The organism is Pseudaestuariivita atlantica (genome assembly GCF_001205715.1).
Lineage (GTDB): Bacteria > Pseudomonadota > Alphaproteobacteria > Rhodobacterales > Rhodobacteraceae > Pseudaestuariivita > Pseudaestuariivita atlantica.
The window spans coordinates 1-25765 of record NZ_AQQZ01000006.1 but is presented as its reverse complement, the minus strand read 5'-3'; the positions used below and the strand labels follow the sequence as shown (position 1 = coordinate 25765).

The following is a 25765-nucleotide window of genomic DNA, read 5'->3' as shown; positions in this document are numbered from 1 at the left end:
CGCCGGGTCAGTTCTGGTCGCGCCTGATCTCGTCCGGCGTTGGAATGGCAAAAAGGCGCGGCAGGACCAGCGCCGCGACCCCCACGCCCGCGATCTGCATCACGATGAACATCGGCGCATGGGCGGGCAGGATGCCCGCGAACGTGTCGGTGAAGGACCGCGCGATGGTGACCGCCGGGTTGGCGAAGGATGTCGAGGCGGTAAACCAGTAGGCCCCGGTGATATACAGCGCCACCAGCGTCGGCACCGCGTCGGGCCGCGACCGCAGCCCGCCGAAGATCACGAACAACAGGCCAAAGGTCGCCACAAGCTCGGCCCACCATTGCGCGATGCCGGTCCGGTGGGCGGTGGTGGAGGTCTGGAGGATGTTCAGGTCGAACATGAGGTGTGTCGCCCAAACCCCCAATATTCCTCCGACAATCTGCATCGCGACATAGCCGAAGGCGAGGCCAGGCGCGATCTCGCGCCGCAGCAGGAATGCAAGCGTGACGGCGGGGTTGAAATGCGCGCCCGAAACGGGGCCAAGCACGGTGATGATGACATACAACATGCAACCCGTGGCGATGGCATTGGCCAGAAGCGCGATGGCGGTGTTGCCGCCCGCCAGCGTCTCTCCCATGATGCCCGATCCCACGACGCCGATCAGCAGCAGCGCCGTGCCGAGCCCTTCGGCCGCGAGTTTCTGCATCATGCGAGCGCTCCGATCCTGTCGAGCGTGGTTTTCAGGTCCGCCGGGGACATCTCTTCGAACGGCTCCGCCAGAAGGGCGTGGGCGCGCGGGCTCAGGATCCGGTAGGCCTCGCCAAAGGCCGCGTCCCAGTCGGCTTCGGCCGCCGCTGCCGGGTCTTCGACGCCCCAATGGGCGCGCACGGGCGCTCCGGGCCAGACAGGGCAGGTTTCGCCCGCCGCCGATCCGCAGACCGTGATGACGATATCCATCGCGGGCGCGTCCGGCCCGGCGAATTCATCCCAGCTTTTCGACCGTGCGCGCGTGACGTCGTGCCCCAGCCGCGACAGCAGCCGCAGGGAGTGCGGGTGCACCTTGCCCGTGGGCTGCGAGCCCGCCGACCACGCCGTCACCCGGCCCGGTGCCGCGTCGTTGAAGATGGATTCAAGAAGGATCGACCGGGCCGAATTGCCGGTGCACAGCACAAGGATATTCATGCCTGCCGGGTAGGGCAGGTTTGTAAACCTTTTATGACGAGGGCCGGGACGGGAGTGTCAGAACCAGCCGGCGACGCGTGTTGCGCCGGCCGAGATGTCCTCTCCGATCCCGTTGACGGTGGCGCATCCCGAAAGGAGCGCGACAGCGGCCAAAGCCAGAAGTGTGCGTTGCATCGTGTTGCCTCATGCGTGGGCCGCTCTTTTTCGGCGGCTCTGACGCCAGATAAAGGCCCGCCGCGCCGATGCGCAACGGGCCGGTCCTGTTCCAGTGGCCTCGTGTTACTTATCCACAACGCCTGTATGGGCGGAGATCAGCCTTCTTCCCACCACCAGACATCCGGCTGCCAGCCGATCCAGTCGCCGTAGATCGGGAAGGTCGTGGGGTATTTCAGCCGCTTGTCATGCGCGATCCGGCCTTCGGTGAAGACATAGGTCGGCAGGAAATAGCGCCCGGCCATCAGCGCGCGGTCCATGGCGCGCACGGCGGCGATGAAATCCTCGCGGCTGGTGGAGTTCAGCATCGTGTCGATCATCGCATCGACCGCCGGATCCTCGACCCCCGCCCAGTTGCGCTGGCCTTCGACCGCCGCGTTCTCGCTGCCGAAATAGCGCCGCTGTTCGTTGCCGGGGCTGAGAGACAGGCCGAACCGGTACCACGTCATGTCGAAATCGAAGGCGGTGGTGCGTTCCTTGTATTGCGCGCTTTCGACCACCTCGATGGTGGCGGTGATACCCATGCGGTCCAGCGCCTGCACGAAGATGTTGGCGATGGCGCGTTCCTCGGTCGAGCCCTGCCGCAAGAGGATTTCAAAGGAGACGGGGCCATCGGGGCCGGTCATCACGCCGTCCTGCAGGGTGTACCCGGCGGCTTCCATCTGGGCGATGGCCGCGCGCAGGCCCGCGCGGTTGCGTTCGCTGCCGTCCGACACGGGCAGGGCATAGCCGTCAAGTGCGCCGGGCAGGAGCGTGTCGGCAAAGGGCGCCAGCATCTCGGCCACCCGGCCCGAGGCCGCGCCGTCCTCCATCCCCAGGTAGGAATTGGAGAAGTAGGATCCGATCCGCGACTGCCGGCCGCCGGTGATGGTGTCGTTGATGTATTCGAAGTTGAAGGCGTGCAGCATCGCGTCGCGCACGCGCCAGTCCGAAAAGAGCGGCTTGCGGGTGTTCATCACGAACCCGGTCATGCCTGAAGGCCGCCGGTTGGGGATCAGAGACTTGACGACATCGCCCCGTTCGACCGACGGGAAATCGTATTGCGTGGCCCACTTCTCGGCGTTGAACTCGCGGTTGGAATTCAGCTCACCGGCCTTGAAGGCCTCGAACTGGGCGGTGCCGTCGCCGAAGAATTCCAGCCGGATCTCGTCCAGCACGTTGGTGCCGCGCCGGAAGGGGATGTCTGCGCCCCAGTAATCGGGATTGCGTTTCAGCGACACGAAGCGCCCGGCCTGGAAATCGTCGATCACGTAAGGTGCCGACGAGATCGGGATCACGTCGAGCCCCGAACGGTCGAACTCCACCTCGTCCCATTGCGCCTTTTTCAGGATCGGGCGCATGCCGACGATCAGCGCCAGCTCGCGGTTGGGTTCCGCGAAGGTGAATTTCACGCTGCGCTCGCCCGTCTGTTCCATCGAGGCGATGTTCTTCCACAGCCCGTGGTAGCGCCCGTGCCCGATCGTGCCGAGCGTCTCGTAGGACCACATCACGTCTTCGACCGTCACCGGGGAGCCGTCCGAAAAGCGCGCCTCGGGGCGGAGCGTGAACTCGGCCCAGCTGCGGTCTTCGTCGGTCTCGATTGATTCGGCGAGAAGGCCGTACAGCGTGAAGGGTTCGTCCCATGACCGGCCCATCAGGCTTTCATACGCGATGAACCGTAGCTGCCAGGGCACACGTCCTTTCTGGATGTGCGGGTTGAGGCTGTCGAAGCTGCCGACCTCGCCGGTGACGATCTTGCCGCCGGTGGGCGCAGCCGGGTTGGCATAAGGCAGCGACACAAAATCCGGTGGGAGGGCAGGGTCCCCATACATAGCTATGCCATGTTTCGGCCCAGAAATTGCCACATTTGCGCTGAGAGCAAGCGCCGCCGCGACCAGCGCCGCCCCGATATTTGCCCGTCCACGTTGGAAAAAATCTGATGCCATATCGGGTACAATCTCCCTTTGCCCTTGTTTTGTTGAGCCGAACCGTACCGGTGTCTTTACGTCTTATCAAACTTTTAGCTTGGCCTGCGGCGCGGCCTCGCTTATACAAAGGGCACTGCTCGATAGGTTTCTTGCCTGTATGAAACCTGCCTCAATAACTTAACGCCGGCTTCGTGCCGGCGTTTTTTTTTTGGCCAGATGCCCACGACGGTTTTTTCTTTGTCGGTGTGCGTTTCGCCCATAATATCTTTCCCCGACGCCCGGCGCGCCCCTCAACGGGGTGCAGATTTTCGGCGGGCGCATTCGATTGACCAGTAGATTTGCAAGGGGAATAGAAACGACGACGTTCTTAACAACATCGTTCCTGGGCGGCCTGGAAGCCGTCCGAGCGGCAGATGGTTCCACATTGTTGCTCGATCCATTGAACACCACCTTTGATGTCGACCAGATCAGCGAGCGCGGCGATTTGATCCGTGAATATTCCGACATCTCGTTCGGGGGCTCGGTGAACACGCCGCCATTCTTCGACGTGGATATCGATGCCTCGCCGCTCAGCGGGTATGCGGTCGCCTATCACTCGGCGGTCGGCTCGACGACCTTCAACTCGATCCGGGTACGAGTCGTCGATTCCGTCGGAGCGCAACGGATGAGCGGACTCATCGATCTGGGCGGCGAGGCGATGGGCGTGGATGTCGAAACCCTCGATGACCGCAGCACAGCCGTCATCTATGCACAGCCCGACGGGACGAACGGATACGACCTGATGCTGACCCGTTACAATCTGTTCGGGCAGGAACTGCAGTCCGGCGTGAACATCACGAATTCAGCCGGTATCGACGAGACGAACCCGTCGGCGAGCGATCTGCCGAATGGCAATATCGCCCTTGCCTCCCTTTTCGACAACGGGTCGAACCTGTGGGTTCAGGTCAGGATCATCGACAGTCAAGGCAACACCGTCGTCGCGCCGCAACTGATCTCGGCAGGTTCGCACACGCCGGCAGACCCGGAACTGGTCGCGCTTGCGAACGGCAATTTCGTGGTGGTTTGGACCGATACCAGCGCCGGCGGCGTATTCTTCCAGGTGCTGGACCACTCGGGTGGCCTCGTCGGGCCACGGCGCGCGGTGCATGAGGGCGCCGACCGGGCCATCTCCGGCAACCACGACGTCACGCCGCTGGAGAGTGGCGGATTTGCCATCGGCTTTGCCCGCGAAGACGTGATGGCCTCGACCGGTGCTGCCGACGATGCGCTGCTCTATAGTGTTTACTCGGGGAACGGCGCACTTGTGACGGGCCCAATCGAGTCGCCCGACATGGGCGCGTTCAGCGCGGGCGTGTTCATCCATGAATACGCCGACGGACTCATCGGCTTCGGACGCGAAAATGGCCAGGTACGGCTGTTCGGTGATGTCGGATCGCGGTTCGATGATTACGTGGCGCCAACCGGGCCGGTCTTGTCGCGCCTGTACGGCGGCAGCGACGTATTCGACGGCAGCACCGGCAACGACACCGTCTATGGCGGGGCCGGGTCCGACCAGATCAACGGCGGCGATGGCAACGACCTGATCTTCGGCGGGACGTCCAGTCCCGGCGACGGTTTCCGCGAAGGCAATCAGATCCTGCGGGGCGGAAACGGCAATGATTTCGTCACCGCGCAGGGGTCCTCGCAAATCTTCGGTGGTGCCGGCAGCGACGTTCTGCTCGGCAGCTCCGAGGCCGACCTGATCGATGGCGGCACGTCGAGCGACATCATACGCGGCCGCGGCGGCAGTGACGAGATTCACGGCGGCGGCGGCAACGACCGGGTCATCACCGGGGCGGGCAACTCGACCGTGTTCGGCGGCGCCGGGAATGATTTCATCCAGGGAGACAACGAGGCGATCAACGACGCGGGCCCGCAGGGGACAGGGATGAATGTCGGGACCGAGATGCATGGCGGCACCGGGTCCGATACGATTTTCGGTTCGGGCGGAGACGACCAGATCTTCGGCGATGACGGAAACGACCGCCTCTGGGGGCAGCGCGGCGACGACACGCTCTTTGGCGGGCCGGGCATCGATCAGTTCATCTATCGCGAGGAAGCGGCGCTGTCGGCGCCCGGCGGCGCTGGCGGCGAGGGTTTGATCGTCCTGACCGGGTTCGGCGACGACGTGATCACCGATTTCGAGAATGGCCCCGACCGGCTGCGCATCTCGACGGACCTTGCGGCGGATTTCGCATCGCTGGATATCACCACAAGGGGGGCGCACGTCGTGCTGGATTTCGGCACCCAGGGCACCATCACGCTTTTGAACATGGCAGGGCAGTTCGACAGCGCCGACGTCATCTTCTTCTGACGGGTGACAGGCCCGGACGGTCCGTCCGGGCTTTCCCTTTGCGCGTGCAGCGCCTACCTTTGCGGCAACGCAGCATGAAGGGAGGCGCAGATGGCCCTGAAGGGAAAGACAGCCGTGATCACCGGATCGAATTCGGGAATCGGGCTGGGGATCGCGTGGGAGCTGGCGCGGGCCGGTGCGGACGTGGTGCTGAACTCGTTCACCGATCGGGACGAGGATCACGCGATCGCCGAGACGATCGCCGAAGAGACCGGTGTGACCGCGCGGTACATCCAGGCCGACATGTCGAAGGGCGACGACGCGCGGGCGCTGATCGAGAAGGCGGGTGCCTGCGACATCCTTGTCAACAATGCGGGTATCCAGCATGTCGCGCCGATCCCCGAGTTCCCGGTCGAGAAGTGGGACGCGATCATCGCGATCAACCTGACCTCGGCCTTCCACACCACCGCCGCCGCACTGCCGAAGATGCGGGCGGCGGGGTGGGGGCGGGTGGTCAACATCGCCTCGGCCCACGGGCTGACGGCCTCGCCCTACAAGTCCGCCTATATCGCGGCCAAGCACGGGATCGTCGGGCTGACTAAGACCACCGCGCTGGAGACGGCGGAGGAGCCGATCACGGCGAACGCGATCTGTCCGGGATACGTGCTGACGCCGCTGGTCGAGGCCCAGATCCCCGACACGATGAAGGAATACGGGATGGACCGCGAGACGGTGATCCGCGAGGTGATGCTGACGCGGCAACCGTCGAAACAGTTCGCCACCGTCGAGCAGATGGGCGGGACCTGCGTGTTCCTGTGTTCGGACGCGGCGGCCCAGGTCACCGGCACGACGATCAGCGTTGATGGCGGCTGGACGGCGCTTTGACCGCGCGCTCATCCGCCCTGATGGGCGGCCTCGCCTGGGTGGGCCGCGCATGATCCGGCGGGTGTTTGGGTGGCTGGGGGCGGGAGCCTCCGGCGGACATATTTGAAAAGAGAAGAAGATCGGGTGGAGGTGCCGCATGGCCCGGAAGCGCATCAATCTGGCCTTGCAGGGTGGCGGTGCGCATGGCGCGTTCACCTGGGGTGTTCTGGATCGTCTGCTGGAGGAGCCGGAGCTTGATATCGCGGGCATTTCGGGCACCTCTGCCGGGGCGATGAACGGGGCGGCGCTTAAGGCGGGGCTGGACCGGGGTGGTGCGGAGGAGGCGCGCGCGGCGCTCAATGAGTTGTGGGCGCGGATCGGGGCGATGCCGGACCTGGGCCTGCCGGGCTGGGCCGGTGGCTGGATGGCGAGTGGGCTGGGCGATGTCGGTGCGATCTCGAAAGCGCTGGAAGCGTCGCCGGTCTATAACTGGACCGAGGCGGTAAGCCGCGCTGTCAGTCCTTATGCCTATGGTCCGTTCTATTCCCATCCCCTGCGGCGGGTGGTGGAGACGTTCGATTACGGCAACGTGTGCAGCCATGGTGACCCGGACCTGTTCATTAGCGCGACCAACGTGCGGACCGGCAAGATCCGGGTTTTCACGCGCGAGGAGATCACGACGGAGGCGATCCTGGCCTCGGGCTGTTTGCCGACGCTGTTCCAGGCGGTGGAATTCACGGATCCGGCGACGGGCCGGCAGGAGGCGTTCTGGGACGGGGGATATACCGGCAACCCGGCGCTGTTTCCGCTGTTCGCCGCGCATCTGCCCAAGGATATCGTCGTCATCAACATCAACCCGCTGCACCGGGACGAGGTGCCGCGCAGGCCGCAGGACATCCAGAACCGCCTGAACGAGATCAGTTTCAACTCGTCGCTTCTGCGCGAATTGCGGGCGATCAATTTCGTGCAACGGCTGATCGGGGAGGGGCGGATCGGGGCGGACCAGATGAAGGCGCCGCGTATTCACATGATCGCCGACGACGGGCTGATGACGCGGTTGAGCGTGGCGACCAAGATCATTCCGGTGCCCAAGGTGCTCGAAACGCTGCGCGAGGCGGGCCGCGCGGCGGCTGAGCGGTTCATCGAGGCGCATTGGGACGATCTGAACACGCGCCAGACGCAGGACCTGGCCGAGATGTTCGGCTAGGCGTCGGCGCGCTTTTTCTCGGTTTTCGGGGGCAGGTCGCCGGGATAGACGAGGCCTGCCGAGATCACCAGCTTGGCCGCATCCTCGATCGACATGTCGAGTTCGATCACGTCCTCGCGCGGGAAGAACAGCAGGAAGCCCGAGGTCGGGTTGGGGGTGGTGGGCACGAAGATCGACAGCATGTCGGTGCCGCGCCCGCCGCGGCGCGCGACCTCGCCCTTGGCCTGGGTCGAGATGAAGCCGATCGCCCAGATGCCTTCGCGGGGATACTGGATGAGGCAGGCCTTCTCGAACGACCGGTCCGTCTGGGCAAAGACGGTTTCGGCGATCTGCTTCACGCCGGAATAGATAGAGCGCACCACGGGCACGCTTTCGACCAGCGATTCCGCCCAGCGGATGAGCGAGCGGCCGATCACGCCGCGGGCGATCCAGCCGACGAAGATGGTGAAGAAAAGCGCGACAACCACGCCGACGCCCCGGATGTTCACCGTGATCCAGTCGGGGTTGGGGACCTTTTGCCCGGTCTCCGTCGTGACGAAGCGGGGGTTGCCGATCAGCTGGTTGACGAGGTTCTCGGGTTGCGAGGCCTCTGGCACGAAGGGGAGCACGACGCCGTCGACCCAGCCGATCACCGTCCAGATAAGCCACACCGTCAGGCCGACCGGCGCGATGACCACGATCCCCGTCAGGAACGAGGTGCGCAGGCGCGCAAGAAGGCCGGGGCGGCGCGGGCGTGGGGGCGGGTCGTCGAAGGGCGTATTCATGGGCCGCGAAAACTCAGAGTTGCCTTGAGGTAAGGCGTTTCGCGGTTGCCCACAAGTTGCCTTGGCCCCCGCGCGGTCATTTTGCGCGCATCCTGCTCAATTCCACGGCAATCGCGGCGGCGAGGCGGGCGTTGTTGAGGACAAGCGCGATGTTGGTGTCGAGAGACCGGCCGCCCGTCAGTTCGAAGATGCGTTGCAGCAGGAAAGGGGTCACGGCCTTGGCGGCGATGCCCGCGGCGCGGGCGTCGTCGATGGCGCGGGCGATGATCGGGGCCATCTCGGCTTCGGGGATGCTGTGGGACGCAGGCACGGGGTTGGCGACAAGCTGGCCGCCTGGGATGCCGAGCGCCGCGCGCGCAAGTTGCGCCCGCGCGATGGTGGCGGCGTCGTCCATGCGCAGGGGGGCGAGGTGCGACGAGTCCGCCGACCAAAAGGCGGGCAGGCGGTCCTGTCCGAAGGCGATGACTGGCACGCCGAGGGTTTCCAGCACTTCGAGCGTCTTCGGCAGGTCGAGGATGGCCTTGGCCCCGGCGGAGACGACCGTGACGGGGGTTTGCGCCAGTTCCTGCAGGTCGGCGGAGATGTCGAAACTCTCTTCCGCGCCCACGTGCACGCCGCCGATCCCGCCGGTGGCGAAAACGCCGATCCCGGCGGCGCGGGCCGCGATCATCGTGGCGGCGACGGTGGTGGCGCCGGTGCGCCCCTGCGCGATGGCGACGGCAAGGTCGGCGCGGCTCAGCTTGGCGACGTCCTCGGCCTGCGCCAGCGCCTGCGTCTGGTCGGGCGTGAGGCCGACATGCAGCACACCGTCGAGGACCGCGATGGTGGCGGGAACCGCGCCGCCCTCGCGCACCGTCGCCTCGACCTCGGCAGCCATGTCGAGGTTGCGGGGGTAAGGCATCCCGTGGGTGATGATCGTGCTTTCCAGAGCGACGACGGGGCTACCAGCGGCCAGCGCGTCGCGCACCTCGGCGGTGGGGGTGAAGAGGGTCATAGGGAGGTGTCTCCGGAAACGTAGTGCGCGGCGGCCTGCAGCGCGGTGTCGAGCGCGGTCGCCCGGTCCTCGCCCCGCAGTTCCGCCGCGATATGGGCAGCCATGAAGGTGTCGCCCGCGCCGGTCACGCGGGTCACCAGCACCTCGGGCGGCTGGCCGGTGACAAGGCCCGCGGCGCTGCCATCGCAGGCGGCGTTGGGACCGTTCGTCACCAGCACGCGCGCGGCGCCGCGGTTCAGAAGCGCCTCGGCCGCGGCCTCGGACGTGGTGTGGCGGGCCTGGCAGAGCAGGTTCGCCTCTTCGAGGTTCAGAAACAGCTGGCCGCGCGTGTGGCTGACGAAGGGCGACAGGCGCTCGGCCTTGCCGGGTGAAGCCGGTGCCACGTAGAGGCGCGCGGCGGCGAAGGCCGGGCTTTCGGCGATCTCGGTCAGCAGGCGCAAGGTCAGGTTCCCGTCGAGCGCGACGGGGCCGTCATAGGGTGCGTCCGTGCTGCCGAGGGGGCCGGACGTCAACGGGCGCAGGATCTTGGACCCGGCGGCTTCGAGGGAATGGGCGTCGGCGATGGCGGCGATCAGGCCGTTCGCGCCTTCGACGGCCATGTAGCGGTCGGTCGGCAGGTCGTCGGAGCGGTAGAGGTGGGTCGTGTCGAGGCCGAGCTGGGCGCAGGAGGCGACAAGCTCATCGCCCTCGGCATCCCGGCCCACGGCGCTCAGAAGGGCCGGGTGCAGGCCGAAGCGCGCCAGCGTCATCGCGATGTTGAGAGCGACCCCGCCGGGCAAGCGGGTGATGCGCCCCGGCACGTCCGATCCCTGCCGCATGTGGCTGGCCGAACGGCCGATCACGTCCCACAGGACGGAGCCGATGCACAGGATATCGGGGTTGGATGCCATGTGGCGGTTGTGAACCTCCGCGTCGCCGTGTGCAAGCGCTTGCCGCCGGGTGCGGAGTGATGTCTAACCCAAGGAAGAGACGAACCGGGAGGCACGTGATGTTGCTGCGATTGCTGGCAATTCTGATGATGGTCTGGGCAGGCGCCGCGTCGGCCCACGAAGTGCGGCCCGCGATCGGCGATCTGAGCGTCGCCGATGGCCGGATGTCGCTGCAACTGCAGATGAGCGCCGAGGCGCTGGTGGCCGGGGTCGACCTCGACGGGCTGGCCGATACCAATGACAGCGACCGGGCCGAGGCCTATGACGCCGCGCGCGCGCTCGACCCCGAGGCGCTGGCCGCGCGGGTGCGCGAGGCGTTCCCGGCCATGCAGGACAAGCTGATCGTGACCGCGGGCGACGCGCCCGTGGCCCTGACGCTCGACAATGTCGAGGTCGCGCCGGTGGGCAATGTCGATCTCGCCCGCGATTCGACCCTCACGCTGACCGGCAGCGTCCCGGCCGGGGCGCAATCGCTCACCGTGACCTGGCCCGCGGGCTGGGGCGCCATGATCCTGCGCCAGCAGGCGGTGGACGACCCCTTTACCGGCTACCTTGCCGGGGGTGAAACCAGCGAGCCGATCCCGCTGGACGGCGGGATCGACAAGGGCTGGGGGGCCACGTTTTTCGAATACATTCCCGTGGGGTATGACCACATCCTGCCGAAGGGTCTCGACCATATCCTGTTCGTGCTGGGGCTGTTCTTCCTGACGCCCGCGCTGCGGCCCCTGCTGATCCAGATCAGCCTTTTCACCGTGGCGCACACGGTCACGCTGGCGCTTGGCGCGCTGAAGATCGTGGAGGTTCCGGGGTCAATCGTGGAGCCGCTGATCGCGCTGTCGATCGCCTATGTCGCGTTCGAGAACATGTTCACCGACGGGCTGAACCGATGGCGGCCCTTCGTGATCTTCGGGTTCGGGCTGTTGCACGGGCTGGGCTTTGCCAGCGTTCTCAGCGAGTTCGGCCTGCCGCCGGGGCATTTCGTGTCGGCGCTGATCGGGTTCAATATCGGCGTGGAGCTTGGCCAGATCACGGTGATCGTCGTGGCGTGGGTCCTGTGCCGGATCGCGATGCGCGAGGCGGGGCGCGGCGATGCCGGACGGCCGCTGGCGCTTGGCTACCTCGTGGCGGCGGTGATCGCCGTCCCGGCGGTCGCCTTCGCGCTGAACGCGGCGGTGCCGGGCCTCGATTTCGCTGACCTCGGCCTGCTGTTCGCCGCCGCCTCGGCGCTTTGCGCGCTTTGCGCGGGCGCGATGGTCAGCTGGGACAACGAGGCCTATCGCCGGTCGGTGGAGATCCCGGCCTCGGCCCTGATCGGGCTGGTCGGCGTGTGGTGGGTGATCGAGCGCGTCCTGCTGTAAGGGGCCGCTCATCCGCCCTGACGGGCGGCCTCGCCACGGCGGGGGTTGCGCATGCGCGCCATCGGCGGTAAGGCGCGCACACGAAATCCACAGGTCCGTGTCGGGCGGGTGGGGGAGACATCCCCATCGGTCCACCGGTTGGGGCAACAGCCCCGAATGCGCGGACCGAGGTTGAAACCGGAAAGGACCTGCAATGGCAGTCGAATTCTCGATGCGCCAGCTTCTGGAAGCTGGCGTTCACTTTGGTCACCAGACCCAACGCTGGAATCCCCGCATGGGCGAGTTCATCTACGGCTCGCGCAACGGCATCCACATCATGGACCTCACCCAGACGGTCCCGATGCTGGACCAGGCGCTCAAGGTGATCTCGGACACCGTGGGCAAGGGCGGTCGCGTCCTGTTCGTCGGCACCAAGCGCCAGGCCTCGGGCCCCGTCGCCGAGGCCGCCGAGAAATGCGCGCAATACTACATGAACCACCGCTGGCTGGGCGGCACGCTCACCAACTGGAAAACCGTGTCGCAATCGATCAACCGCCTGAACGCGATTGACGAGAAGCTGAACGACGGCGCCGAGGGCCTGACCAAGAAAGAGCGTCTGGGCATGGAGCGTGACCAGGCCAAGCTGCAGGCGTCGCTGGGCGGCATCCGCGAAATGGGCGGCATCCCCGACCTGCTGTTCGTGATCGACGTGCGCAAGGAAGCGCTGGCCGTGCAGGAAGCCAACAAGCTGGGCATCCCGGTCGTGGCCGTCGTCGACACCAACTGCTCGCCCGACGGCGTGGATTACATCATCCCCGGCAACGACGACGCGGCCCGCGCCATTGCGCTGTACTGCGACCTCGCCAGCCGCGCGGCGATCGAGGGCATGTCGGCCCAGCTGGGCGCCGCAGGCGTCGACCTGGGCGCGATGGAAGAGGGCATGGAAGAAGAGGCCGTGGCTGATGCGGGCGAAGACGCCCCTGCCGCAGCCGCCGAGGAAGAGACCACGGCCGAAGCCTGAGACCGTCCCTGACGGTCACAAAGACATGACGGGAGCGGGCAGGGGCCTGCTCCCACCATCATCAAAAAGACGACGAGGAGAGCCGACATGGCGATCACAGCCGCACAGGTGAAAGAACTGCGCGAAATGACCGGCGCGGGCATGATGGATGCCAAGAAGGCGCTGACCGAGAATGACGGCGACATCGAGGCCGCCATCGACTGGCTTCGCACCAAGGGCCTTGCCAAGGCCGCCAAGAAATCGGGCCGCGTCGCGGCCGAGGGCCTCGTGGCCGTCAAGGTCGACGGGGGCCGCGGTGTCGCGGTCGAGGTCAACGCCGAAACCGACTTCGTCGCCAAGAACGCCGACTTCCAGTCGATGGTGTCGGGCATCGCAGATGCCGCGCTTGGCGTGTCGGATATCGACGCGCTGAAACAGGCGGACATGGGCGGCAAGACCGTCGAGGCAACCGTGACCGACGCCATCGCCACGATTGGCGAGAACATGTCGGTCCGCCGCATGGCGGTGGTCGAAGGCGGTTCGGTCGTGTCCTACGTGCACAACGCCGCCGCGCCCGGCATGGGCAAGATCGGCGTGCTGGTGGCCCTGTCGGGCGACAACGAGGCGTTCGGCAAGCAGGTCGCGATGCACATCGCCGCCGCCAACCCGCAATCGTTGGGCGAGGCCGACCTGGACCCCGCCGTGGTCGAGCGTGAAAAGAACGTCCTGACCGAGCAGGCGCGCGAGTCGGGCAAGCCCGACAACGTGATCGAGAAGATGATCGTCGGCCGGATGAAGAAGTTCTTCTCGGAAGTCACCCTCTTGGGCCAGGCTTTCGTGATCGACCCCGACAACACCGTCGAACAGGCCGCGAAGAACGCGGGCGTCGAGATCACCGGCTACATCCGCATGGAAGTGGGCGAAGGGATCGAGAAGAAGGAAGAGGATTTCGCAGCCGAGGTCGCCAAGACCATGGGCGGCTGAGCCTTCCTTCACAGCTATCAGGAAAACCCCGGCCTCGCGCCGGGGTTTTTCTTTGTCGACGCGGCGCTAGCGGGTCAGCACGACATCCGCGCCGATATCCGTCGGGTCAAGCGCGGATGAGACCAGATACCGCGCGACCTCGCGCCGCCCGACCAGACCGTTGCGCCAATGCGCGGGATCGCGCAGCACGCGCGGCAGGCGACCGGTATCGCCGTTGCGCAGGATCACGGGGCGCGCGATGGTCCAGTCGAGCCCACTAGCCATCACGATCTCCTCTTGCCGGGTCTTGTCGGCATAGACACGGCCCAGCAGCGCGCCATGTCCCAGCCGCTCCAGACCGCTCATCGCGGTCCGCGACCGGCCCGCGCCGAACCCGGTGACAACGACCACACGTTTCACGCCCTCTGCTGCCATCGCCTCGACGAGGACATGCGCCGAACGGGAGAACAGCGTCTCTTTCTCCCAGAGCATCGACAGGCGTTCGGTGATGCCGAGGGCCACGATGACGGCGCGGCTACCGGCCACCGCGCGGCGCACGTCGCCGGCGCTAAGGGCGTCGCCCTGAACGGGTTCGAATCCCGGACGGGCGGTTCCGGGATCGATCCCGCGGGCAAAGGCGCGCACGGGCAGGTCGCGTTCCATGGCTTCGAGCACGACGCACCTGCCGATGCCTTCGGTCGCGCCCATCACGAGCAGGGGGGCTTGGTTTTCGGCATCGGTCATGCGGGACCTACGCGCAAAGCGGCCGGTGGGTTCACTGCAAATTCGACAGACCGAAACCGGACCGTGCACCCACCATAAAAAACGACGCAGGCTCCCGGAGCCTGCGCCGTTCCCTTACGAAGCTGCCCCGAACGTTGGGGATGAGGCAGAGCAGCTCGAATTGATGTCGGCCTTTCGATGGTAATTCACCTCAAGACCGACGCCGGTTTCCCGGTAGATGAGCCCCAGTGCCTTCAAATCAGAAGGGTCGGACCCAGCGTTCCAGGCCAAAGCCACCACTCACGGAACAACATCACAGTGCCAATTGGACGCTACGTCAAACAGTAGGGGATTCCGTACCTTCGGGGATTTCCACCCGCTCAAAGCGGTTTGACCGGGGCAATCAAGCGATTGAATGGCAAACAAAAATGTCGATTCGGGGCAGATGCCAAAAAGCGAATCCGGCGCTATGCTGGAATTCCTTACCCTTGGTCAGTTTTGTCGAGGGGAATTCGGCGCGGGAATTCCCACTTTCGGCGCAGCCCGATTCGAATCGGGCCCAAATCAGCGATCGACGAGGTACATCTGGTTCTGGAACGCGGCTTTCAAAACGGCCTGCGCGGTCGTTTCCACGTCCAGCGCGTCGCGGGCAAGCCGCAGGTGCTTTTCCACCGTGGCCTGCGTGAGGCCCATGATGGTCGCGATATCCTGCATCGTCTTGCCGTCGCCCACCCATTGCAGCGCTTCCAGCTGCCGCTTCGTCAGCGTCCGGCCCGACACATGGAAGGGCAGGTTGAGGATCTTCAGGTGCGCGACGTTGTTCATCACGATCAGGTCGGTGCCCGACTCGGCCCAGATCGCATCGACGTCGTCCTGGCTGATGCCCGGCTTGGCAGTCAGCGCGATGGCGCCCTTGGACCGGGGCGAGACCGATTTGAAGCTGATCGTGTAGCCGGCGATCACCTGCATGTCGCGGTTGAACTCGATCACCTTGGCCATCTTCGGCGACACCGCGCCCGAGGCCGCGACCTCGGCCATCCAGCGCCAGCTTTGCGCGCCGTCATTCTCCAGCGCCCATTTCACCATCGGCGCGTCGGAAAAGAAGCCCTGCTTGATGAACCCGTCCATGTATTCTGGATTGTGGTTCGTCAGCAGCAGGAAGTCGTTCGGGTCGCCCAGCGAGTGCTCGGTCCGGAAGTTGGTGAACCCATACAGCAGCCGGTCGAACCCGTATTCACCCATCACGCGCACGTGCAGCTCCCACATCTCTTCGATGGAGGGAGCGTTGGTGATGTCGATCAGGTACTGGCGGAGGTTGGTTTTCATGCACTGTCCTCAAGCCAGCTATACATCGCATCCATGGCGAGGCGATAGCCATTTGCGCCGAATCCGCAAATGAGACCGATCACCACAGGGGCGAGGCACGAATGGTGCCGGAACGGCTCGCGCGCGTGGACATTGCTGAGGTGCAATTCGATGGTGGGCAACTCGACCGATGCAACCGCATCGTGCAACGCCCACGAGGTGTGCGTATAGGCACCCGCGTTCAGCACGATCCCGTCATGCAGGGCCTTAGACTGGTGGATCCGGTCGATCAGTGCGCCTTCGTGGTTGGACTGTTCGAACTCGATCTCGATGCCAAGGGTCTGCGCATGCTCGGTACACATCTCGCGGATGTCGTCGAGCGTGGTGCGGCCATAGATTTCCGGCTGACGCTGCCCAAGCAGGTTCAGGTTCGGTCCATTCAATATAAGGATCGACTGCATAACGTCTTTTTACCCCGGCGTCGCGTGGTTCTAAACGCCTGCACGGTCGCTGTCCAGACGTTGCGCATGCATCGAACGGCAGGCGTTGCGGGGATGTTGCATCGCTGTGCAAGGGGCTTGACGCATGAGGCGCGGTAGGGTCGGGTGGCGCACGAAGACCGGGGAAAAAAATGCAGCAATCCGACATCGATAAAGAGCGTGCGCGGCCCGTTGCCGCGCAGGGCCACCTGATCGATGGCGCGCGCGTGGCAGCAGTGGATGGCGCAACGCTGGATGTCATCTCCCCGATAGACGGATCGCACTTGACGACGATTGCAAGTGGCGGGGCAGAGGACGTCGCCCGCGCCGTCGCCTCGGCCCGCGCGGCGTTCGAGGATGGACGCTGGGCCGCGCAACCTCCTGCCGCGCGGAAGGCGGTGCTGCATCGCTGGGCGGACCTGATCGAGGCCGAGGCGCTGTCGCTCGCCGTGCTTGGCGTGCGCGACAACGGGACCGAGATCGGGATGGCGTTCAAGGCCGAACCGCTCTCGGCCGCGGGCACGATCCGGTACTACGCCGAAGCGCTCGACAAGGTGTACGGAGAAATCGCGCCGACCGCCCCGGATACCCTTGGCCTGATCCATCGCGCGCCGGTGGGCGTGGTGGGGGCCATCGTGCCGTGGAACTTCCCGCTGATGATCGGCGCGTGGAAACTCGCGCCCGCGCTGGCGATGGGCAATTCGGTGGTTCTGAAACCGTCCGAGAGCGCCTCGCTTTCCTTGCTGCGACTGGCCGAACTGGCGCTTGAGGCCGGTTTGCCGCCGGGTGTGCTGAACGTCGTCACCGGCGACGGGGCAGGGGCGGGCGATGCGCTGGCGCGCTCGATGGACGTGGACGTGCTGGTCTTCACCGGGTCGGGTGCAACGGGGCGCAAACTGCTGGAGGCGTCGGCGGCGTCGAACCTCAAGCGCTGCTACCTCGAACTTGGGGGCAAGTCGCCCAACGTGGTTTTCGCCGATGCGCCTGATCTGGACGAGGCCGCGCGCGTGTCGGCGGCGGGCATCTTCCGCAATTCCGGGCAGGTCTGCATTGCGGGCGCGCGGCTGCTGGTCGAAGCCTCGATCCACGACGATTTCGTCGCGGCGCTGGTGCGCGAGGCAGAGGCCTTCCGCGTCGGCGATCCCCTGCAGACCTCCACCCAGATCGGCGCCGTGCATTCCGAGGCGCAAATGGCCCGCAACCTCGATTTCGCCGCGACCGCGCGGGCCGAGGGCGCGACCTGCGCAACCGGCGGCGACCAGATCCTGCGCGACACGGGCGGGACCTACATGGCGCCCACGATCTTCACCGGCGTCCGCCCCGACCATCACCTGTTCCGTGAAGAGGTGTTCGGCCCGATGCTGGCGGTGACCCCGTTCACTACCGAAGACGAGGCGCTGCGCCTTGCCAATGACAGCCCGCTCGGCCTTGCCGGGGCGGTCTGGACCGGCGGGCTGTCGCGGGCGCACCGGATGGTTGCGGGCCTGCGCGCCGGGGTCGTGCACGTCAACACCTATGGCGGGGCGGACGGCACCGTGCCGCTGGGCGGCGTGAAGCAATCGGGCAATGGAAGCGACAAGTCCCTGCACGCGCTTGATAAATACGTCGACCTGAAAACCGCGTGGATCAAGCTGTGAACATGGTCGACGCGCAAACCCTGCCCGATGCGCGGGCCTCGGCCCGCGCGGCGCTCTCGTCGCTGCCACCCGACGACGCATTGGTCGAGATCGACGCCGCGCTTGCCCGCTGGCCCGACGACCCGCCGATCCTGCTGACACGCGCATCGGTGCTGGAAGCGTTGCAGCGCGACGGTGAAGCGCTCGACCTCCTGCAACAGCTGTCGGAACGACTGCCCGGAAACGGGGTCGTGCGCGCCAAGCTGGGTCAGCGGCTGCTGGCGGCGGGCCGGGTCGAGGACGCGCTTGGAAATTTCAATGCAGCGATTGCCGCCATCCCCGACAACGTGCTGGCGCGGTCGGGACACGTGGAAAGCCTCGCGGCACTGGGGCGCACCGAAGAGGCCATGACCTCGGCCCGCGAAGGGCTGGATGCCGCGCCGGAAGCGTTCCGGATCCGTGTGAGCCTCGTCGAGATGCTGACGGATGCCCGCGATTACGAGGCCGCGCTTGCGGCCTGCGATGCGGGCCTTGACCTGACGCCGGGCAACCGGCGGCTGGTCCTGGCGAAATTCGCGCTTCTGAAACGCATGATGCAACCGGGCCGGGCGCTCGACGCGCTGCGTGAGGCGATTGCCGCGCAGCCGGGCGACACCGTGCTGACCTACAGGCTGGTCCAGACCCTGATCGCCGAGGGCCACGTGACCGAGGCCGAGGCGCTGCTCGCCGCGCATGCGGACGATCCCGCCTTCGCGGCCTCGCGGGCGGACCTTCTGGAACAGAAACGCGACCTGACCGGCGCGTTCGACCTGCTGGAAACCCAGCTTGGCCTGCCTGCCGATCCCGAGGCGCTGGCGCAGGCACCGCATGCGGCGCTGCTGAAATATGCCGAACTCGCGGTACGGACGACGCGGCCCCGCCATCTTGAACCGGTGCTGACGGCGCTGGCGGCCCGGATCGGCGAGTTGGGCGATCCGCAGATCGCCCGGCTGATGGAGGTCGTCGACAAGGTTGACATGCCCGCCGCTGCCGCCGCCTGTTACGGCGCGGTCGCGGATCAGACGAAGATCGGGCTCGGCCCGGCGTCGCATGTCCTGCGCTGCGCGCTGACGGTGATGCCCGAGGAGGAGGTGACGGGCGTGGCGCGCGCGCTCGCCTCCCGCGTGGCACCGCCCGTCCGCCCGGAATTCGAGGCGCTGACGACATGGCTGATCGACGGGCCGGACGCGGCCCTGCGCACCGCGCGCGCGCGGTTCCCGGTCCCGGCGACGGCGTCGCAGGCGATGGTGCTGGCGGAATACCTGATCGACGCGGGCAAACTGGCGCTGGCGCGACGGTACCTGCGCCGGTGCATGCATGTCTGGCCTGACCTCGCGCCCGCCCGCCGCCGGTATATCCGCAGCTGCATCGACAGCGGCGCGATCGACGAAGGCCACGCCTATCTTGACCGGCTGCAGGCCGCCAATCCCGAGATCGACCTCGATCCCGACCGCATCTCGCTCTGGGTGTTCGGGTTCGAATGGGAAAAGGCGCTCGACCTGATCGAGGCGCGGGAAGCGCGCGGCCTTGCCCATCCGTCCCTGTCGCAGGAATTCGAACTGAACCTCGCGCTTGGCCGGGTCGAGCGCGCCACCGAAGTCGCGCAGAAAAGCCGCGACACGCGCGCCTCGGGCCTGCAGGCGACACGGCATTTCGGGACGACCTTCATGGGCTCGCGCCTGCGGGAATTGCAGCTCTACCTGCACGAGGCCAAGCAGATGGAGGCGGCGGGCGATGACGAGGCCACCATCCTGCGCACCCTCGCGCGGCCCTTCGTACGCCCGGCGCGGATCATCGTCGACAACTGGTTCGCCGGCCAGCCGCCGCGGCCCAGGGGCGAAACCGACATCCCGCTGCGCGTCATGCAATACTGGAACACCGCCGACATCCCCGGCGACGTCCAGACCGTGATGCAAAGCTGGAAAGCCCCCGGCGTGGAACACGTGGTCTACAACCACATGACGGCGCTCTCCTTCCTGCGCGAAAACTTCTCGCGCCAGCATGTCCGGGCCTTCACGCTGGCAAATTCGGTGACCGAGGAATGCGACTTCCTGCGCCTGTGCCTGCTGTTCAAGTTCGGCGGCGTCTACGCCGACGCCGATGACCGGTTGGTGGGCGATCTGCGCGACCTGACGGGGCGTGGCAACGGCATGGTCGCCATGCGCGAGATCATGGGGCCGATCGCCAACAACTTCATCTGCGCGCGGCCCGGCCACCCGGTTTTGCAGAACGCCATCGCGCTGGCGGGGCAATCGCTGATTCAGCGCGAAAACGACAGCCCGTGGGCCAAGACCGGGCCGGGCCTGATGACCCGCGCGACCGCGCTTTACATCGCCCACAATCCGCCCGAGACGACGTACGAGAACCTCACGGTGATCCCGTCGGACAAGGTGGCGCGCACCGTCCAGAGCCACGTCAACCTCGCCTACAAGTCGAAGGCCGGATACTGGAATGCGCGCAAGTCGCGGGTCCCGGAAGAGGTGCAGAACGCGATCCGGGGAATCAAGGAAATCTGACCCGCTTCGTCAGACCGATACACGCTCCTGATGTATGTCATGTGACATAAACGGGCATGTATGTGTTTGGCGCCACATCCGCGCTCTTTTTGCTAGTACCTGATTCTAAAACGAAAAACGGGCCAATTCAGAGAGGAAAATTTCTCGACTGCCGTTAACTTTCCTTTGCATTACTTCACGTCACCCTCTAACCTTTCAACCTATAGAAGCTTTTTACAAAAGGATTGTTGGTATGGGCGAACCGTTTCTTGGTGAAATCAAAATGGGTGGGTGGAACTTTGCGCCGCGTGGCTGGGCGATGTGCGACGGCCAGTTGTTGCCGATCGCTTCCTACACCGCGCTCTTCTCGTTGCTTGGCACGATGTTCGGTGGCGATGGGCGCACATCTTTCGGTCTTCCGGAGCTGCGCGGGCGGTTCCCCATGCATCAGGGCAACGGCCCCGGTCTGTCACCGGCAGTGATGGGGCAGAAGGCCGGGGTGGAGGAAGTAGCACTCACGGTCAATGAAATGCCAAGTCACAACCACAACGTGACGCTCCGGGCGGATCCGGCGGCGGCCAACTCGACGGATCCGACGGGACGCATCCTCGGCAACGGGTTCACGGCCTACCGCAACAACCGGAGCCCGAGCAACGACGTCAGCTTTGACGCGGCAGCGATCCAGCAAAGCAATGCCGGTGGCAACCTGCCGCATTACAACATGCCTCCGTACCAGGTGGTCAATTTCGTGATCGCACTGCAGGGCCTCTTCCCGTCGCGCAGCTGATCCACGCCATCGAAAGGAGGCTGACATGAGCTATTTTGCAAAGGTCACGCGCCGCACCTTGCTGGCGGGGCAGGCGGCGGTCGCCATGATTGCCGCGTTGCCGGGCACGGTTCGTGCTGGGCTGGGGGGTGAGGCCGCCACGGCACCGCAAACCGCGCCGGTCCTCAGCGCGCCGCGCTGGCACAACGTCACGGCGGTGGAAATGGAGCCGCTGGTCGGTGAACGGTTCCGTCTGCACAGCAAGGTGCATGGCGATCTCGTTCTCAAGCTGACCGCGGTGGACCCGGTGAACTCCGGTCCGGCGCGGCCCGCGCACCTGCCGCGGCGTGCCGGTCTGACGGCCACGTTCGAGGGACCGGACATCGCCCCGATCGTGGATGACGGGTATGGCACCTACCGGGTGTCTCACCGGCGCCTCGGCACGGCGGATCTGCACCTGATCGCTACGCCGCGCCGCCATGGCGGGCACACGCTCGAACTGGTCCTCAACTAGGGACCGATCCAACCGACATCGCCGGCGGCCTTCGGGCCGGCGGCGATTTTCGTATACGGGCCAATGACATGCAGGCAACAACGCATACCGTGACCGTGCGGCCCGTGACCGACGCGGACGACGCGTTCCTGTTCGCCCTTTATGCCGAGAGCCGCGCGCAAGAGATGGCGCAGACCGGCTGGAGCGCCGAGGCCACGCGCGATTTCCTGAAAAGCCAGTTCGCGTTGCAAAAGCGGGGATATGCCACCTCGTACCCCGGTGCGACCTACACGATCCTGCAGGTCGACGGCATCGATGGGGGGCGGTTGACCGTTGACCGGCAAAGCGATTGCCTGCGCCTGATCGACCTGCTCATCGCGTCCGAATGGCAGGGCCGGGGGCTGGGCACGGACATCCTGCGCGCCCTGATGCACGAGGCGCAGGGCGGCAAGGTTCCGCTGCGCCTGAGCGTGGCCAAGGGCAATCCCGTCCAGCAGCTTTACGCGCGGCTGGGATTCCGGGTGACCGGCGACATCGGGCAATACTGGGCGATGGAATGGATGCCCGACCTCGGCCCGCGCGAGGTCTGACCGGCGATCAGTTCACGACGATTTCGTAATGCGCCGCTTCGGCGTCCTGTGCGAATTGCGACACGAACAGGAAATGCTGCCCGCCATCAGGCACGTCCACGGGATAGGTGAGGGGGGCCAGCACGGGATCGAGCGGCCCTTTCAGAACGACCGAAAAGCCCTCGGCCCGCACTTGCAGGGCGCCTTCGGGTTGCGGCGGCGCGTTCGTCGCGCGACGCTCAACCTGCACGACGCGCATCGTCACCACCGCGTCATCGCCCTGCACATGCACGTCCTTGCCGATCCGGCGTTCGAAAATGTCAGCGTTCAAATCATCCATGGCGAGAGTTATGAACAGTTTGCCGACGCACTCAAGCACAACATGCCGGTCCGCACGCGATCCCGGCAAAATGCCCGAAGCAATTGTGCAACCGACGATTCTTTCTGGAAAATGTGCGCGGCCCTGCATTTTTTCGTAGGCGACTGCCGCAGCGTCAGTTACAAGTTAAGAGATTGTTACAACACGATTGGACTACTCCATGCCCACCTTCAATTTTGACGATGGCTCATCGAACATCAACCAGGGGGGGACCGATCCCACCCTCGTGTTCGTCGAGGATGGTGTTACCTTCACGCTCAGCACCGATGACGCGAACGGCGGCAACGAGATCCTGCAATACGATCCCACGGTGAACCAGAACTTCAACATCTCGGACCAGACGACCGGCGCGGCGGGGAACTTTACCCTGACGTTCGCAACAACCGGCGGGTTCGACCGGTTTGCCGGCACCAACCTCGAGATCGTGTTCGGTTCGGGCTCCCAGGCGTTCAACGTGACGTTCATCGCGGCGACCGGGACGGACGTCGTGATCACCGGTGTACACAGCGGCACGATCAACGTCGGCACGCTGGGCATCGGTGACTTTTTCTCGGGCATCCGCTTCACCTCGCTGGGTGGTCCGCCGCTGATCACGGTCAACAGCATCACCACGCAGTCCGCGCTGGTGTGCTACCTTGAAGGCACGCGCATCGCGACGCCCGAAGGCGACGTCGCCGTCGAGGATATCAAGGCAGGCGATCTGGTCAGCACCGCCGATGGCCGCGCGATCGCGGTCGAATGGCTTGGCATCCAGCCCGTGGACCTGACGACCGCGCAACCGGCCAAGACCCACCCGGTCTGCATCAAGGCGGGCGCGCTGGCCGAAGGCGTGCCGTCGCGCGACCTGTATGTCTCGCCCAACCACGCGATCGAGCTTGACGGGCGGCTTTACGACGCGCACGCGCTGATCAACGGCCGGTCGATCTACCAGGTTGTGGATGCGGGCAAGAGCCTGACCTACTACCACGTGGAAACGGCCGCGCATGAACTGATCCTCGCCGAGAATTGCCCGGCCGAGACGTTCCTCGACTACGCGACGCGCGACAATTTCATCAATGGCGGTGAGCGTATCGACGCGCCGATCATCGACGAGATGCCGCTGCCGCGCGTGTCGGCCAAACGCATGGTCGCACGCAGCGTGGTGGACCGCCTTTCGACGCGGGCCGATGCCCTTGGCCTGGCGCTCTCCCGCGCGGCCTGACGCTGCGCAAACCGAACGATCCGGCGGTGCCGTCCTTCCGGGCGGCACCGCTTTTTTCTTCTGAAGACTTCAAGGCCCGCACCACATGACCAGCGCACCCAGTACCAAGGATGCGGACGCAATCGTCGAAAAGATCAACGCCGCCCTGCCGCGCATCAGGCGGCACCAGAATGCCGGTCGCCATGACGAGGCGAACGAGGGCATCCGCGCGCTGATCGACGAGTACGGCCCGCTGCCACAGCTTCTGCAAATGCAGGCCAGCGGCGCCTCCAAGGCCGGTGACCGCGCGCGGGGCAGGGCGCTTCTGGAAGAAGCGCTGCTCAAGGCGCCGGACGACGTGTCGATCATGGTCGACCTTGGCTCGCTCATGGCCGATGACGGCGATCTGGACGCGGCGACCGAGCTTTTCCAGCAGGCGGTCGACACCGCGCCGAACTATGCGCTGGCCCGCGCGAACCTTGGCGCGGCGCAGGTGCTGCGCAAGGAATACCGCAAGGCGATCCTCAACCTGCAAAAGGCGATCGAACTGGACGACAGCCTGACGGACAGCCGTCACAACCTCGCGCAGGCCTACCTGCGCATGGGCAATTACAAACCCTCGGTGGACGTGCTGTTCCGCATCCTCGCGGACGATCCGCAGGACGTGTCGGCGCATGTGTCGCTGGCCCACGCGCTTTACCGCTTCGAACGGCACGAAGCGGCGGAACACCATGCACGGCGGGCGCTGGAACTGAACCCGAACGCGTCCGAGGCGATGCTGTATCTCGGGTCGATCCTCGCATCCTCGGGCCGGGTGGAGGAGGGCGTGTCGGCCCTGCGCTCCATCGTCGGCAAACCGGGCATCGGGCTCGCCGCGCTGACGCGGCTGGTCTACCTGCGAAAGATCCAGCCCGGCGATCCCGAGCTGGACGCGCTTGACCGGTTCGAGGCAGAGGCCGACCGGATCGAGGACCGCGATGCGCTTGCGGGCCTCATGTTCGCCCGTGGCAAGGCGGCCGAGGATATCGGCGATTACGACGCTGCCATCACCTATTTCACCCGCGCCAACGACATCACCGCCGAGCAATACCCCCACGACCAGTCGGTGCTGGACGCCCGCGCCGCCCGCATGCGCGAGGTGGTGACGCCCGAACTGATCACGCGGCACCGGTCTGCCGGGCTCGAAACGCATGCGCCGATCTTCATCTGCGGGATGCCCCGGTCGGGCACCACGCTGACCGAACAGATGTTCTCCCGCCATTCCGCCGTGCAGGCGGGCGGGGAGATGACGGCGACCATGGCCGCCTTCCGCTTCGCGCCCGAGGTCAAGGACGTGCTGGAAGGCGAGATGGAGCCCGACACGCTGACGGACGACATGATCACGGTCATGGCGGAAAACTACGTGCAATTCCTGCACGCGAACGGCCTGCGGTCCGAGTATGTGACCGACAAGATGCCGTCCAACTACCTCTATGTCGGGCTGCTGGCGCTGGCGTTCCCGCGCGCGCGGTTCCTCATCATGCGGCGCCACCCGATGGATTGCCTGTTGTCGAACTTCACCCAGAACTTCGGGCGCAACCAGCCGTTCTCGACCAGGTTCGAACATCTCGCCGCGGCCTATGACACGTTCGACGAACTTGCATCCTACTGGGCGAAGGTACTGCCGGGGCAGGTGCGGGAGGTGCCTTACGAGGCGCTGGTCGCCGATCCCCGCGCCATGATGGAAGACCTTCTCGACTTCGTCGGTCTTGCCTGGGAACCGGCGGTGCTGGACCACGCGTCATCCTCGCGCAACGTGAACACCGCGTCGGTCGTGCAGGTGCGCCAGCCGGTCTACAAAAGCTCGGTCAAGCGCTGGCAGCGATACGGGCCACGACTTGAGGGGCTGGCGCTGGCCTTGCGCAAGCACCTGACGGAAGAGGAACTGGCGGCGTGCGGGGTCACCAAGCTGCAATAGCTGCGCATCCGATATTTACATAATACAGATTATACGAATATCAGATGTAGCCGCAAAGCGATAATGTCACCCATGAGCAATTCAGGAATG

General features: G+C 65.6%; 24 protein-coding genes. 13 read left to right on the top strand and 11 right to left on the bottom strand.

The genetic code is table 11. The annotated features are described in order from the left end of the window. Window positions 1-7: 7 nt before the first annotated feature. From ATO11_RS13540 to ATO11_RS13530, 4 genes are all read right to left on the bottom strand, one after another. Window positions 8-691, bottom strand: a complete 684-nt coding sequence (locus tag ATO11_RS13540) for an aquaporin (RefSeq protein ID WP_050531445.1) — start codon at window positions 689-691, stop codon at window positions 8-10. Beyond that, window positions 688-1164, bottom strand: a complete 477-nt coding sequence (locus ATO11_RS13535; RefSeq protein ID WP_050531444.1) for an arsenate reductase ArsC — start codon at window positions 1162-1164, stop codon at window positions 688-690. Before ATO11_RS13535 ends, ATO11_RS13540 begins: the two co-directional genes overlap by 4 nt. Window positions 1165-1221: 57 nt before the next feature. Next, window positions 1222-1338: a lipoprotein gene (locus ATO11_RS21680; RefSeq protein WP_110553698.1), complete on the bottom strand. Its 117-nt coding sequence runs from the start codon at window positions 1336-1338 to the stop codon at window positions 1222-1224. Between the two features lie 137 nt (window positions 1339-1475). Further along, window positions 1476-3302 carry an extracellular solute-binding protein gene (locus tag ATO11_RS13530; protein ID WP_050531443.1) on the bottom strand — a complete coding sequence of 609 codons (1827 nt, stop codon included), beginning with the start codon at window positions 3300-3302 and terminating at the stop codon, window positions 1476-1478. A 280-nt stretch (window positions 3303-3582) separates the two neighbouring features. Here ATO11_RS13530 and ATO11_RS13525 point away from each other — a divergent pair, with 280 nt between their 5' ends. The 3 genes from ATO11_RS13525 to ATO11_RS13515 all read left to right on the top strand — a co-directional run bounded on the left by ATO11_RS13525 (window position 3583) and on the right by ATO11_RS13515 (window position 7687). After that, entirely contained in the window at window positions 3583-5637 is a 2055-nt protein-coding gene (locus ATO11_RS13525; protein ID WP_134643120.1) for a calcium-binding protein, read from the top strand. 90 nt (window positions 5638-5727) lie between these two features. Next, entirely contained in the window at window positions 5728-6501 is a 774-nt protein-coding gene (locus ATO11_RS13520) for a 3-hydroxybutyrate dehydrogenase (protein ID WP_050531441.1), read from the top strand. Between the two features lie 136 nt (window positions 6502-6637). After that, window positions 6638-7687 (top strand): patatin-like phospholipase family protein, encoded by a 1050-nt coding sequence (locus ATO11_RS13515; RefSeq protein WP_050531440.1) that lies wholly within the window; start codon window positions 6638-6640, stop codon window positions 7685-7687. Here ATO11_RS13515 and ATO11_RS13510 read toward each other — a convergent pair. From ATO11_RS13510 to ATO11_RS13500, 3 genes are all read right to left on the bottom strand, one after another. Continuing rightward, entirely contained in the window at window positions 7684-8451 is a 768-nt protein-coding gene (locus tag ATO11_RS13510) for a DUF502 domain-containing protein (protein ID WP_050531439.1), read from the bottom strand. The genes ATO11_RS13515 and ATO11_RS13510 overlap by 4 nt on opposite strands. Window positions 8452-8527: 76 nt before the next feature. Beyond that, window positions 8528-9445: a pseudouridine-5'-phosphate glycosidase gene (locus ATO11_RS13505; RefSeq protein ID WP_050531438.1), complete on the bottom strand. Its 918-nt coding sequence runs from the start codon at window positions 9443-9445 to the stop codon at window positions 8528-8530. Continuing rightward, window positions 9442-10335: a PfkB family carbohydrate kinase gene (locus ATO11_RS13500; protein ID WP_050531437.1), complete on the bottom strand. Its 894-nt coding sequence runs from the start codon at window positions 10333-10335 to the stop codon at window positions 9442-9444. Before ATO11_RS13500 ends, ATO11_RS13505 begins: the two co-directional genes overlap by 4 nt. A 98-nt stretch (window positions 10336-10433) precedes the next feature. Here ATO11_RS13500 and ATO11_RS13495 point away from each other — a divergent pair, with 98 nt between their 5' ends. The 3 genes from ATO11_RS13495 to tsf all read left to right on the top strand — a co-directional run bounded on the left by ATO11_RS13495 (window position 10434) and on the right by tsf (window position 13695). Further along, window positions 10434-11732, top strand: a complete 1299-nt coding sequence (locus ATO11_RS13495) for a HupE/UreJ family protein (RefSeq protein ID WP_050531436.1) — start codon at window positions 10434-10436, stop codon at window positions 11730-11732. A gap of 193 nt (window positions 11733-11925) precedes the next feature. Continuing rightward, on the top strand, window positions 11926-12732 hold the full coding sequence (rpsB, locus tag ATO11_RS13490) for a 30S ribosomal protein S2 (protein WP_050531435.1): 807 nt from the start codon (window positions 11926-11928) through the stop codon (window positions 12730-12732). An 87-nt stretch (window positions 12733-12819) separates the two neighbouring features. Then, the gene (gene tsf, locus ATO11_RS13485) at window positions 12820-13695 is read left to right on the top strand and encodes a translation elongation factor Ts (protein ID WP_050531434.1); all 876 of its coding nucleotides are present in this window, start codon (window positions 12820-12822) and stop codon (window positions 13693-13695) included. A gap of 66 nt (window positions 13696-13761) precedes the next feature. Here the strand turns inward: tsf and ATO11_RS13480 are convergent, their stop codons facing one another. From ATO11_RS13480 to aroQ, 3 genes are all read right to left on the bottom strand, one after another. After that, window positions 13762-14418: an NAD(P)-dependent oxidoreductase gene (locus tag ATO11_RS13480; protein WP_050531433.1), complete on the bottom strand. Its 657-nt coding sequence runs from the start codon at window positions 14416-14418 to the stop codon at window positions 13762-13764. A 543-nt stretch (window positions 14419-14961) separates the two neighbouring features. Beyond that, window positions 14962-15723: a LuxR family transcriptional regulator gene (locus tag ATO11_RS13475; protein ID WP_050531432.1), complete on the bottom strand. Its 762-nt coding sequence runs from the start codon at window positions 15721-15723 to the stop codon at window positions 14962-14964. Continuing rightward, on the bottom strand, window positions 15720-16163 hold the full coding sequence (aroQ, locus tag ATO11_RS13470) for a type II 3-dehydroquinate dehydratase (protein WP_050531431.1): 444 nt from the start codon (window positions 16161-16163) through the stop codon (window positions 15720-15722). The genes ATO11_RS13475 and aroQ overlap by 4 nt, the downstream gene beginning before the upstream one ends. 170 nt (window positions 16164-16333) lie before the next feature. On the opposite strand from aroQ, the gene ATO11_RS13465 reads away from it, so the two are divergent. The 5 genes from ATO11_RS13465 to ATO11_RS13445 all read left to right on the top strand — a co-directional run bounded on the left by ATO11_RS13465 (window position 16334) and on the right by ATO11_RS13445 (window position 22180). Next, window positions 16334-17818 carry an aldehyde dehydrogenase family protein gene (locus ATO11_RS13465; RefSeq protein WP_050531430.1) on the top strand — a complete coding sequence of 495 codons (1485 nt, stop codon included), beginning with the start codon at window positions 16334-16336 and terminating at the stop codon, window positions 17816-17818. Then, window positions 17803-20352, top strand: coding sequence for a tetratricopeptide repeat protein (locus ATO11_RS22505; RefSeq protein ID WP_134643119.1), 2550 nt, complete (start codon window positions 17803-17805; stop codon window positions 20350-20352). Before ATO11_RS13465 ends, ATO11_RS22505 begins: the two co-directional genes overlap by 16 nt. A gap of 232 nt (window positions 20353-20584) precedes the next feature. Next, window positions 20585-21118 carry a phage tail protein gene (locus ATO11_RS13455; protein ID WP_050531428.1) on the top strand — a complete coding sequence of 178 codons (534 nt, stop codon included), beginning with the start codon at window positions 20585-20587 and terminating at the stop codon, window positions 21116-21118. A 25-nt stretch (window positions 21119-21143) separates the two neighbouring features. Beyond that, on the top strand, window positions 21144-21611 hold the full coding sequence (locus ATO11_RS13450; RefSeq protein ID WP_050531427.1) for a DUF6916 family protein: 468 nt from the start codon (window positions 21144-21146) through the stop codon (window positions 21609-21611). Between the two features lie 68 nt (window positions 21612-21679). Further along, window positions 21680-22180, top strand: a complete 501-nt coding sequence (locus ATO11_RS13445) for a GNAT family N-acetyltransferase (RefSeq protein ID WP_050531426.1) — start codon at window positions 21680-21682, stop codon at window positions 22178-22180. Between the two features lie 7 nt (window positions 22181-22187). On the opposite strand, the gene ATO11_RS13440 is transcribed toward ATO11_RS13445, so the two are convergent. Then, on the bottom strand, window positions 22188-22499 hold the full coding sequence (locus ATO11_RS13440) for a DUF6916 family protein (RefSeq protein WP_050531425.1): 312 nt from the start codon (window positions 22497-22499) through the stop codon (window positions 22188-22190). Window positions 22500-22698: 199 nt separating this feature from the next. Between ATO11_RS13440 and ATO11_RS13435 the strand changes: the two genes are divergently transcribed. Together ATO11_RS13435 and ATO11_RS13430 are read left to right on the top strand one after the other, a co-directional pair. Beyond that, window positions 22699-23739 carry a Hint domain-containing protein gene (locus ATO11_RS13435; RefSeq protein ID WP_050531424.1) on the top strand — a complete coding sequence of 347 codons (1041 nt, stop codon included), beginning with the start codon at window positions 22699-22701 and terminating at the stop codon, window positions 23737-23739. 85 nt (window positions 23740-23824) lie between these two features. Then, entirely contained in the window at window positions 23825-25675 is a 1851-nt protein-coding gene (locus ATO11_RS13430; protein ID WP_050531423.1) for a tetratricopeptide repeat-containing sulfotransferase family protein, read from the top strand. Window positions 25676-25765: the final 90 nt, after the last annotated feature.